We start from the raw sequence: 14,931 nt of genomic DNA on the forward strand, positions 1-14,931 counted from the left end.
GGCGACGCGGCACGGCCACCCCGGCGGCGGGGCCGAGAAGCGCGGCCGAGTCGACGGCTGCGGCCGCGCCGAGAACCTCTCTGCGTGCGAAGGAACGTTCCACAGTGCGTCCGTCCGGCAACTGGTGGACGGATGCCCCTGAGGGGCCGGTGCCGTCAGCTCACCACACGCCGGGATCCCGCGCCGAGGGAACGTCCAAGCGGAGGAACGGGCTCCCTGCGGACGCCGACGCGGTTCCGGATCGCGTCCGCGCCGCGTCCGCAGGGGGACGCCGCAGCCGCCAGGCGCTACAGCGCCACGCCGAGCAGCGCGTCGACCGTGCGGGACACGAGCCCCGGCGCGCCCTCGTCCGTGCCGCCCTCGGACTGCTGGAGCGCGGCCCAGCGGTCCACGGCCGCGAGTGCCGACGGCGCGTCGAGGTCGTCGGCGAGAGCCCGGCGGACCTCCTCGACCAGGGCGTCGGCGGACGGCCCGTCGGGCCGGGAGACGGCCGCGCGCCACCGCCCGAGACGCTCCACGGCGTCGCTGAGCACCGCGTCGGTCCACTCCCAGTCGGCCCGGTAGTGGTGCGAGAGCAGGGCGAGCCGTATGGCCGCCGGGTCCACCCCGTCGCGGCGCAGCGCGGAGACGAAGACGAGGTTGCCCTTGGACTTGGACATCTTCTGGCCGTCGAGGGCGACCATGCCCGCGTGGACGTAAGCCTTCGCGAAGGGGTGCTCACCGGTGAGGGCCTGGGCGTGCGAGGCGCCCATCTCGTGGTGCGGGAAGGCGAGGTCGGAGCCGCCGCCCTGGATGTCGAAGCCCATGCCGAGGTGGTCGAGCGCGATGGCGACGCACTCGATGTGCCAGCCGGGCCGGCCGCGGCCGAGTGTGCCGCCGTCCCAGCTCGGCTCGCCCTCGCGGGCGGCCATCCAGAGCATGGGGTCGAGCGGGTTCTTCTTGCCGGGGCGTTCGGGGTCGCCGCCGCGTTCCGCGGACAGCAGGCGCATCGCCTCCGCGTCGAGCCGGGACACCTCTCCGAAGTGCGGGTCGGACTCGACCGAGAAGTAGACGTCGCCCTCCAACTCGTAGGCGGCACCGGCGTCGCGGAGCCGTTCCACCAGCGGGACGATGCCGGGTATGGCTTCGACGGCCCCGATGTAGTGGCGCGGCGGCAGCATCCGCAGTGCGGTCATGTCCTCGCGGAACAGCGCGGTCTCGCGCTCCGCGAGCTCCGTCCAGTCGTGCCCGTCGCGGATCGCGCGTTCGAGCAGTGGGTCGTCCACATCCGTGACGTTCTGGACGTAGTGAACCTGCCGCTTGGTGTCGAGCCACACGCGCTGCACAAGGTCGAACGCGTTGTAGGTCGCCGCGTGACCCATGTGGGTCGCGTCGTACGGTGTGATGCCGCAGACGTAGATACGGGCGACGGGACCGGGGTCGAGGGTCACCAGACCGTCGGTCGCGGTGTCGTGGATCCGGAGGTCGCGGCCCTTGCCGGGCAGGGCGGGGACCTCAGAAGCGGGCCAGGCATGCATGCCATGAGCCTAACCGGATGCCGCTTCCGCATACGAACCGGATCACTGCTCTTGGCCGGTTGGGCACTCTTGCGATCCGGCACCCGGTGTGCTGGGCCGGAGCTACACGGGTGGCCAGGGAATCGCCGGCCAGTCCCCCGAGGGGAGCGGGTGGGTGCCGGAGGCGAGCAGCGCCGCCACCCTGCCGCGCAGGGCGGCGACCTCGGCCGCGGTGAGCAGTTCCGCCAGTCGGGTGGCGAGCGGCCCGCCGTCGGCGAGGGAGACCGCCATGGCCGTCAGTGTCGCCGTCGCCTCCGCGGGAAGCGGTTCCCCCGCCCACCCCCACAGCAGGGTGCGCAGCTTGTCCTCGACGTTGAAGGTGACGCCGTGGTCGATCGCGTAGAGGCCGCCGTCGGCGGTGGGCAGCAGATGGCCGCCTTTGCGGTCACCGTTGTTGATCACCGCGTCGAGCACGGCGAGCCTGCGCAGCCGCAGGTCGTCCGCGTGGACGAGCAGCGCCGTACGACCCTCGCCCACCTCGGCGAAACCGACCGCCCTCCAGCCCTCCCCCGGCTCCTCGTCCTCGACGAGAGCCAGCAGGCCGGCCTCGGGGTCCGCCTCTATCCACAGCTGGACCATGCCCTCGCCGTACGGGCCCTCGCGCAGGACGGTGGGCGGCACCAGGCCCCAGCCGGTCGCCTCGGAGAGCTCGTAGGCCGCCACCTCGCGCTGCGCGAGCGTGCCGTCGGGGAAGTCCCACAACGGCCGCTCCCCCGCGACGGGCTTGTAGACGCAACGGGCTTCCTCGCCGTCGAGCGAGACCGTGCAGTACAGCACCGCGTTGGACGCCTCGCGCACCCTTCCGCGCACGCTCAGCTCGCCCTCGGCCAGCAGCGAGAGCGCGTCGGCCGTGGTCACTCGCCCCGGCGGTATCCGTTCTGGCGCGGGCATACGTGTCCTTCCGGATCCAGGGGCAGGCTGCACAGCGGGCACGGCGGGCGGCCCGCGTTCACCACGTCCAGTGCGCGCTTGGCGAACGCTCTTGCCTGCGCGCCCGTGAGCCGGACCCGCAGCATCGGCGGGCCGTTCTCCTCGTCCTGCAGCAGCCGCTCCTCGGCCTCCGCGAGATCCTCCTCGGACTCGGCCTCCAGCTCGACGAGCGCCTGCGCCTCCACGATCATGCGCTGTTCCTCGCCGTCCCACGCCAGCGCCATCGTGCCGACGCGGAACTCCTCCTCGACCGGATTGTCGAGCGGCGCGGTGTCGGCGACGTCGGCCGGGGCGACGGCGGGCACGGGCGCGTTGCCGCCGGTGCGGCGCACCACCTCGTCCAGCAGTTCGTCGATCCGCTCGGCGAGGGCGGCCACCTGTGTCTTCTCCAGGGCCACGCTGGTCACGCGCCCTGCGGCGGAAGCCTGCAGGAAGAACGTACGGCGGCCAGGCAGCCCGACCGTACCGGCCACGAAGCGGTCCGGCGGGTCGTAGAGGAACACCTGACGGGACACGTTCTGTCTCCCTTTGGATCGTCGGGTCGGTCGGTTTCCGAGCGGGTCGTACGGGATCACGGGCCGGGCGGAACTCAGCTTTTCGGCGCGTCCACCCTACTGCGCGGAGCGATCACGGTGCGCCCGCGCCGCCGCCGACGACCGCGTCGTCGTCGGCGGCCTTCTCCTGCGGGCCTTGAGTGGGGGGCACCAGCGCGCCCAACTCGCCGGTGTCGCCGAGACGCAGCAGGAACGGCCGGCTGCGGGTGTAGCGGATGGCGGTGACGGAGCACGGCTCGACGTGGATGCGCTGGAAGAGGTCGAGATGCATGCCGAGCGCGTCCGCCACCAGGGACTTGATGATGTCCCCGTGCGAGCACATCAGAAACGCGGCGCCGTCGCCGTGCTCCAGGTCGACGCGCGCGTTCCAGTCGCGGACGGCGTCGACCGCGCGCGCCTGCATGGCCCGCATGGACTCGCCGCCGGGGAAGACCACCGCCGACGGGTGGTGCTGGACGACCTCCATCATCGGTTCCTGGGCGAGTTCCTTCAGCTTGCGGCCCGACCAGTCGCCGTAGTGGCACTCGCCGATGCGCTCGTCGGTCTCCACGGTGAGCGCGGGCCGCGCCTCCAGCAGCGGCGCGAGGGTCTCACGGCAGCGTTCCAGCGGGCTGGAGACGGCCGCCACGAGCGGCACGGCGGCCAGTCTCGCGGGCAGCCCGGCCGCCTGTGCGGCACCGCGCTCGTCGAGGTGGACGTCCGGCGTCCAGCCGGCGAGCACGCCCTCGGTGTTGGCGGTGGAGCGTCCGTGGCGTACGAGGATCAGCGTGGCCATGGGGGCCAGCCTACGGTCCTGGCATGTGCGGCGGGCCCCGGGTGTGCCGGGCGGGCAGCCAGGGAAGAATGCGCGCCGTGATCGTGGACTGTGCCATCTACCGCGACGGACGCCGCACCGAGGGCCCGTCGGACTTCTCGGACGCCCTCGACGAGGCGCGGGCCACCGGTGACGCGTTCCTGTGGATCGGCCTGCACGAGCCCACGGAGGACGAGTTCGGCCATGTCTCCGAGGAGTTCGCGCTGCACCCGCTCGCCGTGGAGGACGCCCTCAAGGCGCATCAGCGGCCCAAGCTCGAGGTGTACGACGACTCGCTGTTCGTCGTCCTCAAACCCGTGGTGTACGAACCGCAGAGCGACGCGGTGACGACCGGTGAGCTGATGGTCTTCATAGGTGACTCGTTCGTGGTGACGGTCCGGCACGGCGAGGGGGCGCCGCTGAGCGCCGTCCGCGAACGGCTGGAGGCAGAGCCCGCGGTGCTGCGCCACGGCCCGACGGCGGTGCTCTACGCGATCAGCGACGCCATCGTCGACCACTACATCGACGTCGCGGCCGAGCTCCAGGTGGACCTGGAGGAGATGGAGACGACGGTCTTCGAACCGGGTCGCAGGGACGCCAAGAACACGGCGGCGCGGATCTACACCTTCAAACGGCAGGTGCTCGAGTTCCGCCGGGCCGCCGGGCCGCTGGCGGCTCCCATGTCCCGGCTGGCGGGCGCGGGCGTGCCGTTCGTCCATGAACAGTCGCAGCCGTTCTTCCGGGACGTCAGCGACCATCTGACCCGGGCGAACGAACAGGTGGAGGGGTTGGACCGGCTGCTGTCCGACATCCTCTCCGCCCACCTCGCGCAGATGGGCGTGCGGCAGAACGACGACATGCGCAAGATCTCGGCATGGGCGGCCATGGCGGCCGTGCCGACGATGGTCGCGGGGATCTACGGCATGAACTTCGAGCACATGCCGGAGCTGAAGCTGGTCTGGGCGTATCCGGCGACGGTGCTGCTGATGGCGGGCGCGGTGTACGGGCTCTTCCGGCTCTTCAAGCGGCGCGGCTGGCTCTAGGCGGCCGGCCGCCTAGCGGGCGAGCGGGCCCAGGTGGACGCGGAGGTCGGGCCGGCTGCGCAGTCCCGGCAGGCGGGCCTGCCGCCAGCCTTGTGCGTACGCAGGCGGGGCGGTGTCCCCCTCGACCACGACGGCGACCGGCCGGTCCCGGGCGAGTGCGGCGAGCCCGGCGGCGGTGACACTGCCGTCGTGGCCGCCGACCTGGCGCGAGGCGCAGCCGGCCTGGAAGGCGATCCGGGGTGCTTCCGTTCCGCTGATCACACACGGCGGGCGGACACCCTGACGGCGCAGTTCGGCGGCGATCCGGTCGAACGCCTGCCGGTCGGCACGGCTGCCCACCATCTTGCTGTGCAGGACCCCGTACTGGACGGCCAGGTGGCCGGCGATCAGCAGCGCGAGCACGATCGCCACCAGTGGTCTCGGCCGCGCCGCCGTGACGATCCACATCAGGCACACCGCCGTCGGCAGCGCGAGGAGGGCATAGGTCGGCAGCAGGAAGCGCGGGGCGGCGTAGCCGATCAGCAGCAGGTACGGGACCGCCAGAGAGAGCCCGGCCAGCGTCGGCACAACCACGGTGGACGCCTGCCGGCCGCGCACCGCCGCCACCACCCCGCCGACGACGAAGAGCGGCAGCACGAACCACCACACTGCGGTGACGGGCTCCTTCCACGGAACGTCGCAGGGGCGGCACAGCGACCACCCGGCCAGCGCGCGCATCTGGTCGCCGAACGCGAGCTGCCACCCCAGGTCGCCCTGGATCTCGCTGGCCCGCCGCAGCCGCTCCGGGAGACCGCCGTAGCTGACGTACGCCTCGACGATCCAGGGGACGCATCCCACAGCCGCTCCGGCGGCGAGCACCATCAACAGCGCGGGCCGCCGCCAGGCCCTGACGGCGAGGGAGATGACCGCGAGGGGCGCGACCAGCCAGAAGGCGTCGGACGGCCGCATCAGGGCGACGAACGCCGCTCCCACGCCCGTGCCCATGAGGGCGCCGAGTTCCGAGCGGTCGTGGGCGGCCCGCAGGAAGCAGCCGACGGTGAACAGGGACCCGAGCGCGACCCACAGGTTGGGCATCACCTGCGGTCCGTAGAAGAGCGTGATCCAGAGCCCGGCGAACAGGCCGCCGGCGAGCGCGAGCACCCGAGGAGGGAGCAGGCTCCGCCACACCCACAGCGCGAGGAACAGCCCGGCTCCCGACAGGAGGGCCAGATAGACGCGGATGACGTCGACCGACGAGGTCAGGACCGTCACCGGTGCGACGAGGAAGGTGACGCCCCGGGCGCGCGGCGCGCTGAAGAAGGCGGCCTCGGACCCCCGGGCAACCTGGCTGACGTACACCGTCTCGTCCCAGCCGAGCGCCGTGCCGGGGTGGAAGAGGGCCAGTTGTGCCAGCGTGTACGCCACGGCGACCGCCGCGGGCCACCGGAAGTCACGGAGGGCCGGGCGCCGGTCGCCCGGGGACCCGGACGGGTGGTCCCGCGACACGGCGGTCACAGCAGGGGTGTGCGTCATGTCGGCCACGCTGCATCGGTGCCGTACGGGTCACAACCCGAACCCGCCGGGCGGCGGAACGGCGTCAGCCGAGCGGGTCACCGGCCGTACGGCCGGGCCCGTTCAGAAAGCGGGGGCGGCGGTGGCTGGACCGTCGAGGGCGCCGCGGCGCTCCGGCATCCTCAGGCCCACCATGCGGCGCAGGCCGCAGAGCCGCTCGTACGCGTACATCGCGTGGATGCCGGCGGCCAGGACCGCGGACTTCGCCCGGGGCCAGTGCAGCAGCCGGCCCATGAGGGCCATGACGGCGAGGCTGACGTCGCGGTGGACCCGGCTCTCGGCCAGCGCGCACTCGCGCAGTACGCGCTGGATGGTGCGGCCGTGCCCGGCGGCGGCGAGACGGAACAGTTCCTCGTGGCAGTAGGCCAGGTGGTTGTCCTCGTCGTCGCAGATCATCCGGATGGCCTTGCCGATCTCCGGATGGTCGCCGAAGTACTTCACGAGCAGGTTCATCTGCTCGGCCGCACGCTGCTCCGTGACCCGGCTGTGCGAGAGGTAGACGACGATGTCGTGCTCCGTGAGGCGCTCCTCGCGGCGCAGCTTCTCATGGGTGAGGCCGATGCCCCGCCGCTCCAGCAGCATGGTGTAGTCGGTCTCCGGCGGCACCGGGACCGGGTCCAGCTGCCGCTTCTTGAGCAGTGCGTTGAACAGCCGGCCGTGCTTGTCCTCGTCGGCCCCGTGCCGGGTGATCTTCGGGGCGAGGTCACTCATGGTCTCGGGGACGAGAGCGGCGATACGGGCGTTCTCCCAGCCTCCCTGAGCCTCGCCGCTGGCGGCGATCGAGCAGAACAGCTGAAAGGAGTCGTCGTTGTCGACGATCTCCTGGAAGAGACTCCGGGCCGAGAGCATGTCTGCCACCTCCGTCGGGCCTTCGGGCATCCGCACGCACGAGTCAAATGCGATACCGCCGCCCAGGCAACAGCGAACCCGGACAACTCAACCGAACGGGCCACAGGGCGGCGGCGCACGGCAGCCATGAGGCAGTAACCGTCACGGCCGTCGCGCGTTGTACCGCGTGACGGCCGTGGCGGGGAAGACCCCCGAGCCCCCACCACGGCCGCAGGCTTGCCCCGGCGTGCTCAGGCGAGGCCGGCGCGCTCCAGGGCCTCGGTACCGGCGCGCAGTGCGGTGATCCGCTCGTCGAGCGTGAAGCCTGCTGGCGAGAGGGTCAGGGTGGTGACACCCGCCGCCGCGTACGCCTGCATCCGGTCGGCGATCCGCTCCACCGGGCCCAGCAGCGCGGTCTGGTCGATCAGCGTGTGCGGGACGGCGGCGGCCGCGCCGGCCTTGTCGCCGCCGAGGTACTTGTCCTGGATCTCGGCGGCTTCCTTCTCGTAACCCATGCGCTGCGCGAGCTGGTTGTAGAAGTTCTGCTTCCGGCTGCCCATGCCGCCGACGTAGAGCGCCGTGTACGGCCGGAACATGTCGGCCAGGCCGGCCACGTCGTCGCCTACCGCGAGCGGCAGGGTCGGGCAGACGTCGAAGCCGTCCATCGGCTTGCCGGCCTTCTCGCGGCCCGCGCGGATGTGCCGCAGCGCGGTGTCCTCCATGTGGTCGGCGGACGGGAAGATCAGCAGGGCGCCGTCGGCGATCTCGCCGGTCTGCTCGAGATTCCTGGGGCCGATCGCCGCGATGTAGAGCGGGATGTGCTCGCGCTGCGGGTGGACGGTGAGCTTGATCGGCTTGCCCGGACCGTCGGGCAGCGGCAGCGTCCAGTGCTCCCCCTCGTACGAGAGGCGCTCGCGGGACATCGCCTTGCGGACGATCTCGACGTACTCGCGGGTGCGGGCCAGCGGCTTGTCGAACTTGACGCCGTACCAGCCCTCGGAGACCTGCGGTCCCGAGACACCCAGTCCGAGACGGAACCGGCCGCCGGAGAGCGAGTCCAGCGTGGCCGCGGTCATCGCGGTCATGGCGGGCTGGCGGGCCGGGATCTGGAGGATCGCGGAACCGACGTCGATGCGCTCGGTCTGGGCGGCGACCCAGCTGAGCACGGTCGGCGCGTCCGAGCCGTACGCCTCCGCGGCCCAGCAGACGTCGTAGCCGAGCCTGTCGGCCTCCTGCGCGACGGCGAGGTTGTCGCCGTCCATGCCCGCGCCCCAGTAGCCGAGGTTGATGCCGAGCCGCATAACCGCTCCTCTTTACTGATCAGTAACGTGCCGGTCCCCGGACTCTAGCGCGGGGCGGCGCATCCGTGGAGGGGCGCGTTGTCCACAGCCTCTCTCGGGGGTGCGCCCCGGCCAGTAATCTCAGCGCCCATGGAGCAGAGGCATCTCGGCCGTACCGGCCTGCGCGTGTCCCGGATCGGACTCGGCACCCTGACCTGGGGCCGGGACACCGACGAGCACGACGCCGCCGAGCAGTTGAAGGTCTTCTGGGAGGCCGGCGGCACGCTGATCGACACCGCCGACGTGTACGGCGGCGGGGAGGCCGAGTATCTGCTGGGCCGGCTGGTCGAACGGCTGGTGCCGCGCGAGGACCTGGTGATGGCCACGAAGGCCGGCAGCGTGCCGGACCCCGACCGGCGCTTCGACGGCTCGCGCGGCCATCTGCTCGCCGCCCTCGACGCGTCGCTGTCGCGGCTGGGCACGGAGTACGTGGATCTGTGGCAGGTCCACGCCTTCGACCCGGGCACACCCCTGGAAGAGACGCTCCAGACACTGGACATCGCGGTCAGCAGCGGACGGGCACGGTACGCGGGCGTGTCCAACTTCAGCGGCTGGCAGCTGGCGAAGGCGGCGACCTGGCAGCTCGCGGCGCCGGGATCGCGCACCCGGCTCGCGAGTACGCAGATGGAGTACTCGCTGCTGCAGCGGGGCGTGGAACGGGAGGTGCTGCCCGCGGCGCTCGACCTGGGGGTGGGGCTGCTGCCGTCGTCCCCGCTGGGGCGCGGGGTGCTCACGGGCAAGTACCGGACCGCCACGCCGTCCGACTCCCGGGGCGCGTCGGAACAGATGGCGCCCTTCGTGGAGCCGTACCTGGACGAGGCGGCGAGCAGCATCGTGGACGCGGTCGCCACGGCGGCGGACGGCCTGGCGGCGACGCCGCTGGAGGTGGCGCTGGCGTGGGTCCGCGACCGGCCCGGCGTGGTGGCGCCGATCGTCGGCGCGCGCAACGCTCAGCAGCTGAGAGCGGCGTTGTCGGTGGAGGCGCTTAGTCTTCCTGACGAGATCTGCCAGGCGCTCGACGATGTGTCGGCGCCCGTGCACCGCTATCCCGACCAGGACTGGAGCACGCTGTGACTGCGCGTTCCCGGGGGACCTCCCCCGGTTCCCCCGCCGACTCCCCCTCTCCCCCGCCCGCCCCGGCGGACGCCGGAGGCGTCCCGGGCGAAACACCCGCACCGGCGGGCCCCGCCGATGCGCCTGGCGCGGCGGGCGCCGAAGGCGTCGCCGGCGGATCGGACGACGCGGCAGCCACCGGGGCGCCGGGCGGGGCGGCACACGGTGATGCCGAAGGCATCGCGGGCGAGGCGGCAGCCGAAGGCCCGCCCGGCGGCGCCGACCACGGCAGCCAGGGCGCCGCCCAAGGCCCGCCCGGCGATGCCGGCCCCGGGACGGCGGAGCCCGGCCAGGAGGAGGGGCACGCGGACGCGGACGCCCGCGAGGACGCGCCCGGCGACGACGAGGCGCGGGAGACCGACTCCGGGACCGCGGAGCCCGGCCAGGAGCCGAGCGCGGCATCCGACGAGGAGGGGCACGCAGACGCGGCGGCCCGCGAGGACGCGCCCGGCGACGACAAGGCGCGGAAAACCGACTCCAGGACGGCGGAGCCCGGCCACGGGCCGGACGCTACGGACCGCCGGGACGCCACCGACGCGCCCGGCGACAACGACGAGGCGCGGGAGGCCGACTCCGGGACCGCGGAGGCCGGCTCCGGGCCTGATGCGACAGGCCGCCGGGACGCCGGCGACGTGCCCAGCCGCAGCGGCGGTGGGGCTGGTGCGGCAGAGAACGCTCGCAGTGGAGAGACGGCGGACGCCGTGCCCGGGGAGGCACCGGCAGGGGCCGCGTCCGATGAGGGCGGGGAGGCCGGCGAGGGGCTGAGTGAGGCGGAGGCCGAGATCGCCGCGCAGCGGGAGCTGCGGGAGCGGATCGAGCGGCGGAAGGCCGAGCGGGAGGCGCCCATCGCCAGCGGGGCGAAGCTCAGCGGGAAGGCCGCCGACCTGCTCGCCGCCGTACGAGCGGTGGAGAGCGGCGAGAAGCCGGCCGCGGACGCCTTCGCGTCGCCCGCCCCCGAGCCGCGGCGCGCCGCCCCCGCGGCGCCCACCGCACGGCCGGTCCCAAGGAAGCCGGCCGAGCCCGGTGAAGCCGCCGTCGCGGCCGTGCGCAGCCTGCTCGTGAAGGGCGGCGCCCCCGAGGGCCTCGCCGGTCAGGCCGCCGAGGTCCTGGGCGAGGCGGCCGGCGACGTTCTCGCAGAGGACCCCTGGCGGCTGCTCTCCGTGCCCGGGGTGCGGCCGGAGCAGGCGGACGGGTTCGCCCGGGCGCTGCTCGGGCCGGACGCCGGGCCCGGCGACGAGCGCCGGACCTCTGCGCTCGTCACGTGGCTGCTGGAGCGGGCCGCTCTCATGGGACACACGGCACTCGAGGCTCCGGCGGTCCGAGCCGCGCTCGCGGAGCGGTCCGTGCCCGATCCTGACGGGGCCGTCCAGCAGGCCGTCGCGGACGGCACCGTCCTGGTCTTCCAGGACGGCGTCGACGAGGACGGGGGCGAGGAGGACGACGAGAGCCGCACCGTGCCCGTCCTGCTCGGTCTCGACCGGTACGCGATGGCGGAGGAGAGCCTCGCGGACGGCCTGGCCAGGCTGGTCAGGACGGGACCCGCCGACGTCTGGGAGGGGCCCGAGCTCGTGCGGGCCGCGGGAGCGCACGGTCTGGTCGTGCACACCGGCGGCGAGGCGTCCCGCGCCGAGCCCGTCGCGCTCGCGGAGACCGCCCGCCGCCTGGGCCTGCGGGCCGTCGTGGCCGTGCACGCGGAGAACGGAGTGCGCAGGCTCGGACCGGACGCGGCCGCCGTGACCGTCGCCGCCCTGCTGGACGGCACTGCCGGGCCCGGCCGCGACGAGGACGGCGCGTTCGCGCTGGACCTGCTCGTCGTGCTGGACGCACCGCAACTGGACGTGGAGACCGCCGCGATGCTCGTGGAGTCCATGCCGGACGGCGGGCGGCTGGTGCTCGCGGGGGACCCCGGCGTGCTCTCCGGGGCGGGCGCGGGCCGGGTCTTCCAGGACCTGCTGGCGGCCCGGGTGTGCCCGCAGGTCGCGTCGCGTACGCCCGACCCGGGGCCGCTCGGCGAGCTGGTGTCGGGCATCGGCATCGGTGAGCTGAACCAGGTCGCGGCCCCGGGCAGGGAAATCGTGATCGTCCCGGTGCGAGACGCAGGCGAGGCCGTGCACCGTACGGTGCAGCTCGTCGTCGACTCCGTGCCGCGCGCCATCGGGGTGCCCGCCGAGCAGACCCAGGTCATCACCGTGGGGCACGGCGGCTCCGCCGGCACCCGTGAGCTCAACGCGGCACTCAAGCAGCGTCTCAACCCCGGCGGCGGCCGTTTCGCCGGCTTCGACCCCGGCGACCGGGTGGCGTACGCCCCGGCGCCCGGCCGGACGCTCACCGGCACGGTCGTCTCGGCGGACGCGGCCGGACTGCATCTGGACTGCGAGGGCATCGCGACGGTCGTGCCGAGGGAACGGGTCGAATCGGCGCTGCGCCACGGCTGGGCGCTGACCGCGCACCAGGCCGAGGGCATGCGCTGGCCGGCCGTGGTCGTCGTCCTGCCGGGAGACGCGGCGCAGGCGCTGAGCAGGCCGTGGGTGTACACGGCGTTCGGTCGCGCCGAGCGGCATCTTTCGGTGGTGCACGGCGTGGACCAGGCGCTGCCGCAGGCGGTCGCCGAGCGCCCCGGCCCCGGGCGCACCACCAGGCTGCGCACTTTGCTGGAGGGCCTGCTCGCCGAGCCCGCGGCACAGCCTCAGCCGCAGCCCCAGCCGCAGGCACCGTCACAGGCACGGCAGGCGCTGTGAACGGCCCCGGCCCGGGACGACCACGCGGGTCGTCCCGGGCCGGGATCGGCGACGGCACCGTGCAACCGGATGCGACCGGCGCGGGCCGGTCAGGACTCGTCGTCGGGGGCCGTCATCTCCTCGCGCAGCTCGTCCTCGTCGAAGACCGAGCTGACGTCGAACCGGCAGACGACCCGCTCGGGGTCGGCCTGGTCGAAGGGGACGCTCAGCCACTCCCCCGGCTCCGGAAGTTCGTCGGCCGCGGACACCCACAGTGTGGAGTCGCCCTCCTCGAGGCCGAATTCCTTGTGCCGGGACGCGATTTCATCCGGCTCGAACTCACCGAAGAGCACCCCCAGGGCCGCATGCACGCTGGCACCGACGACCGGGGTGGTCAGCCCGTCCTCGTCCCCGTCCTGGTCGAGGTCCGCGATGCGCTGCGCCTGCGCCAGCAGCCGCTGGGGCTCCACCACGGCGTAGTCCCGGCGGATCAGCACGCTCAGCGCGTTCGGCTCCTCGGGGCCCGCGTAGGGCGGCAGTGAATCGTCCGCACCGGGGATCTCGAAGGGGGTGACCTCGTCATACCGGTCGTAGAGCCGCTCGTCGTACGCCTCGGCCGCCGCGGCGAGCGCGTTGAAGGCGTCGTAGACGGCCGGGTCGTCGTCTCCGGTGCGGTTCTCGACCGCCTCGAGGTGACGGTCCAGTGCGGCTTTGACCGCCTCGGCGGCGGCACGTACCTCGGCAGCGGTGGGCTGCGCAGCATCAGACATAGTGCAGACGCTATCCGTACCGGGGTGCTGCCCGCACAATAGATGCGATGCCGGAATACGAATTTGTCGACGTGTACGTACCTCGCGGGGTCTCCCGCAAGGAGGCGACCCGTCTGCTGACCGACCATGCCGAGTACGGACACTGGGAGTTGGACCGACTGACCCTGCACCGGGACGGCAGCCGCAGAGTGCGGCTCCGCCGGCGCATCATCCGCCAGGTGCGGGCCACCTGGTGATCACCGCTGGTGATCAGAGGCAGGACCAAACGAAGGAGCGGGCCCCGCAACTGCGGGACCCGCTCCTCTGCGTACGGCAGGCCGGAACCCGGCCGGGGTCCGTGCCCGGGCCGGGTCCGGCGCGCCCCTAGAGGGCCGCGCGCGTCCTCCGGTAGAGCACCGCTCCGGCGAGCAGCAGACCGACGCCCGCCGGTGCCACCACGTCGAGCGCGTCCATGCCGGTCTCGGCGAGCTGAGCGCCGCCAGGGGGCGTCACGGTCCGGCTCTCGGGCGTGTTCGGCCCGGTCGGGGTACCCGGAGTCTCCGGAGTCGCGGGGCTCGCCGGCGTCGCCGGGGTCTCCGGCGTACCCGGGGTCTCAGGCGTCTCAGGCGTACCCGGGGTCTCAGGCGTCTCCGGCGTACCGGGGGTCTCCGGGGTCTCCGGCGTACCCGGGTCCGGCGTGCCCGGGTCCGGCGTACCCGGGTCCGGCGTACCCGGGTCCGGCGTACCCGGGTCCGGCGTACCCGGGTCCGGCGTACCCGGGTCCGGCGTACCCGGGTCCGGCGTGCCGGGCGTGGTGGCACCCGAGCCGTTCGCGCAGCCGTTGCCGGACACGGGGTTGAGCAGACCGCCGACGTTGACGCTGTTGCCGCAGACGTTGACCGGTACATCGACCGGCGCCTGGACGTTGTTGCCGGAGAGGACACCGGGTGAGTTACTCGTGGTGCCCTCCGCGCTGGAGCCGCCGCCCCCTGCGCCCGATCCGGAGACGTTGGCACATTCGTTGCCGAAGGTCGGGTTCAGCAGCCCGACCACGTCCACGGTGTTGCCGCAGACGTTCACCGGGATGTGCACCGGAACCTGAACCGAGTTGCCGGACAGAACGCCCGGCGAGTTCGACGCTGTTCCGTTCGCCCCGGCGTCCGCCTGCGCGTAACCGCCGCCGCCGAGGGCGAGTACGCCGCCCGCGGCTGCCACGGTGATCAGGCCTTTTCGCGTGACCTGTCTCATGTCTTGATGCCCTGCCTTCCAGCTTCACGAATACCCCTGGGCACATGCCGAGGGTTTGGAAGAAGCGGGTGGCCCCGGAGCGCATGGCGCGCACTCCGGAGCCGCCGGATTCACTGCCGGCCCACTACGGGCCGGGAACGCAACGTCAGTCGTTGACGCAGAGGTTGCCGAAGGCGGGGTTCAGCAGGCCGATGACGTCGACCGTGTTGCCGCACAGGTTCACGGGCACGTGGAGCGGCACCTGGGCCTGGTTGCCCGACAGAACGCCAGGCGATTGCGCGGCAGCACCCTGGGCGCCCGCGTCGGCCATGGCCATGCCCGCACCGGCGAGCAGCAGACCACCGGTGGCAGCTGCGGTCGCGACGACCTTCTTGATCATTATTCCTCCTGTTGGCAAATGCGGTCCCAGCCACGGACCGCACCACCTGTAACGAGGAGGAACCAGAGGGGCTACGAGGTGTCACCCGCATTCACTCTTTCAATTCACACACGCACGCGCTGGCGATTAT

14 protein-coding genes are annotated in these 14,931 nt (G+C 73.0%); 4 read left to right on the forward strand and 10 right to left on the reverse strand.

Annotated elements, in window-relative coordinates:
* Positions 1–287 precede the first annotated feature (287 nt).
* The 4 genes from mshC to OGH68_RS07005 form a co-directional block, all read right to left on the reverse strand.
* Entirely contained in the window at positions 288–1,517 is a 1,230-nt protein-coding gene (gene mshC / locus OGH68_RS06990) for a cysteine--1-D-myo-inosityl 2-amino-2-deoxy-alpha-D-glucopyranoside ligase (RefSeq protein ID WP_264242447.1), read from the reverse strand.
* Positions 1,518–1,619: 102 nt separating this feature from the next.
* A complete protein-coding gene (locus OGH68_RS06995) occupies positions 1,620–2,447 on the reverse strand; it encodes an SCO1664 family protein (RefSeq protein WP_264242449.1) in 828 nt (275 codons plus the stop codon).
* A complete protein-coding gene (locus OGH68_RS07000) occupies positions 2,411–3,001 on the reverse strand; it encodes a DUF3090 domain-containing protein (RefSeq protein WP_264242450.1) in 591 nt (196 codons plus the stop codon). Before OGH68_RS07000 ends, OGH68_RS06995 begins: the two co-directional genes overlap by 37 nt.
* Positions 3,002–3,113: 112 nt before the next feature.
* On the reverse strand, positions 3,114–3,815 hold the full coding sequence (locus tag OGH68_RS07005; protein ID WP_264242451.1) for a histidine phosphatase family protein: 702 nt from the start codon (positions 3,813–3,815) through the stop codon (positions 3,114–3,116).
* A 68-nt stretch (positions 3,816–3,883) separates the two neighbouring features.
* On the opposite strand from OGH68_RS07005, the gene corA reads away from it, so the two are divergent.
* Complete coding sequence (corA, locus tag OGH68_RS07010; RefSeq protein WP_264242452.1) at positions 3,884–4,876, forward strand: magnesium/cobalt transporter CorA; 993 nt, start codon at positions 3,884–3,886, stop codon at positions 4,874–4,876.
* Between the two features lie 12 nt (positions 4,877–4,888).
* Here the strand turns inward: corA and OGH68_RS07015 are convergent, their stop codons facing one another.
* From OGH68_RS07015 to OGH68_RS07025, 3 genes are all read right to left on the reverse strand, one after another.
* Entirely contained in the window at positions 4,889–6,388 is a 1,500-nt protein-coding gene (locus OGH68_RS07015; protein WP_264242453.1) for a hypothetical protein, read from the reverse strand.
* A 102-nt stretch (positions 6,389–6,490) separates the two neighbouring features.
* Positions 6,491–7,276 carry a ferritin-like domain-containing protein gene (locus OGH68_RS07020; protein ID WP_264242454.1) on the reverse strand — a complete coding sequence of 262 codons (786 nt, stop codon included), beginning with the start codon at positions 7,274–7,276 and terminating at the stop codon, positions 6,491–6,493.
* A gap of 230 nt (positions 7,277–7,506) precedes the next feature.
* Positions 7,507–8,556 carry an LLM class F420-dependent oxidoreductase gene (locus tag OGH68_RS07025; protein ID WP_264242455.1) on the reverse strand — a complete coding sequence of 350 codons (1,050 nt, stop codon included), beginning with the start codon at positions 8,554–8,556 and terminating at the stop codon, positions 7,507–7,509.
* A gap of 129 nt (positions 8,557–8,685) precedes the next feature.
* Between OGH68_RS07025 and OGH68_RS07030 the strand changes: the two genes are divergently transcribed.
* On the forward strand, positions 8,686–9,669 hold the full coding sequence (locus OGH68_RS07030; protein WP_264242456.1) for an aldo/keto reductase: 984 nt from the start codon (positions 8,686–8,688) through the stop codon (positions 9,667–9,669).
* 671 nt (positions 9,670–10,340) lie between these two features.
* On the forward strand, positions 10,341–12,446 hold the full coding sequence (locus OGH68_RS07035; protein WP_264249948.1) for a helix-hairpin-helix domain-containing protein: 2,106 nt from the start codon (positions 10,341–10,343) through the stop codon (positions 12,444–12,446).
* A gap of 89 nt (positions 12,447–12,535) precedes the next feature.
* On the opposite strand, the gene OGH68_RS07040 is transcribed toward OGH68_RS07035, so the two are convergent.
* Positions 12,536–13,195, reverse strand: a complete 660-nt coding sequence (locus tag OGH68_RS07040) for a hypothetical protein (protein WP_264242457.1) — start codon at positions 13,193–13,195, stop codon at positions 12,536–12,538.
* A 47-nt stretch (positions 13,196–13,242) separates the two neighbouring features.
* Here OGH68_RS07040 and OGH68_RS07045 point away from each other — a divergent pair, with 47 nt between their 5' ends.
* Entirely contained in the window at positions 13,243–13,431 is a 189-nt protein-coding gene (locus OGH68_RS07045; RefSeq protein WP_100106356.1) for a DUF5703 family protein, read from the forward strand.
* 127 nt (positions 13,432–13,558) lie between these two features.
* On the opposite strand, the gene OGH68_RS36130 is transcribed toward OGH68_RS07045, so the two are convergent.
* Together OGH68_RS36130 and OGH68_RS07060 are read right to left on the reverse strand one after the other, a co-directional pair.
* Positions 13,559–14,422, reverse strand: a complete 864-nt coding sequence (locus tag OGH68_RS36130) for a chaplin (RefSeq protein ID WP_319020185.1) — start codon at positions 14,420–14,422, stop codon at positions 13,559–13,561.
* A gap of 145 nt (positions 14,423–14,567) precedes the next feature.
* Positions 14,568–14,801, reverse strand: a complete 234-nt coding sequence (locus tag OGH68_RS07060) for a chaplin (protein ID WP_264242458.1) — start codon at positions 14,799–14,801, stop codon at positions 14,568–14,570.
* Positions 14,802–14,931 lie beyond the last annotated feature (130 nt).

Source organism: Streptomyces peucetius, assembly GCF_025854275.1.
Classification (GTDB): domain Bacteria; phylum Actinomycetota; class Actinomycetes; order Streptomycetales; family Streptomycetaceae; genus Streptomyces; species Streptomyces peucetius_A.

Bases quoted from the DNA above. Each gene is read 5' to 3' on its own strand.
- OGH68_RS07060 (WP_264242458.1), bottom strand. From the start codon at position 14,801: ATGATCAAGAAGGTCGTCGCGACCGCAGCTGCCACCGGTGGTCTGCTG.
- OGH68_RS36130 (WP_319020185.1), bottom strand. From the start codon at position 14,422: ATGAGACAGGTCACGCGAAAAGGCCTGATCACCGTGGCAGCCGCGGGC.
- OGH68_RS06995 (WP_264242449.1), bottom strand. From the start codon at position 2,447: ATGCCCGCGCCAGAACGGATACCGCCGGGGCGAGTGACCACGGCCGAC.
- OGH68_RS07025 (WP_264242455.1), bottom strand. From the start codon at position 8,556: ATGCGGCTCGGCATCAACCTCGGCTACTGGGGCGCGGGCATGGACGGC.
- OGH68_RS07030 (WP_264242456.1), top strand. From the start codon at position 8,686: ATGGAGCAGAGGCATCTCGGCCGTACCGGCCTGCGCGTGTCCCGGATC.
- mshC (WP_264242447.1), bottom strand. From the start codon at position 1,517: ATGCATGCCTGGCCCGCTTCTGAGGTCCCCGCCCTGCCCGGCAAGGGC.
- OGH68_RS07005 (WP_264242451.1), bottom strand. From the start codon at position 3,815: ATGGCCACGCTGATCCTCGTACGCCACGGACGCTCCACCGCCAACACC.
- OGH68_RS07045 (WP_100106356.1), top strand. From the start codon at position 13,243: ATGCCGGAATACGAATTTGTCGACGTGTACGTACCTCGCGGGGTCTCC.
- corA (WP_264242452.1), top strand. From the start codon at position 3,884: ATGCGCGCCGTGATCGTGGACTGTGCCATCTACCGCGACGGACGCCGC.
- OGH68_RS07015 (WP_264242453.1), bottom strand. From the start codon at position 6,388: ATGACGCACACCCCTGCTGTGACCGCCGTGTCGCGGGACCACCCGTCC.
- OGH68_RS07020 (WP_264242454.1), bottom strand. From the start codon at position 7,276: ATGCTCTCGGCCCGGAGTCTCTTCCAGGAGATCGTCGACAACGACGAC.
- OGH68_RS07040 (WP_264242457.1), bottom strand. From the start codon at position 13,195: ATGTCTGATGCTGCGCAGCCCACCGCTGCCGAGGTACGTGCCGCCGCC.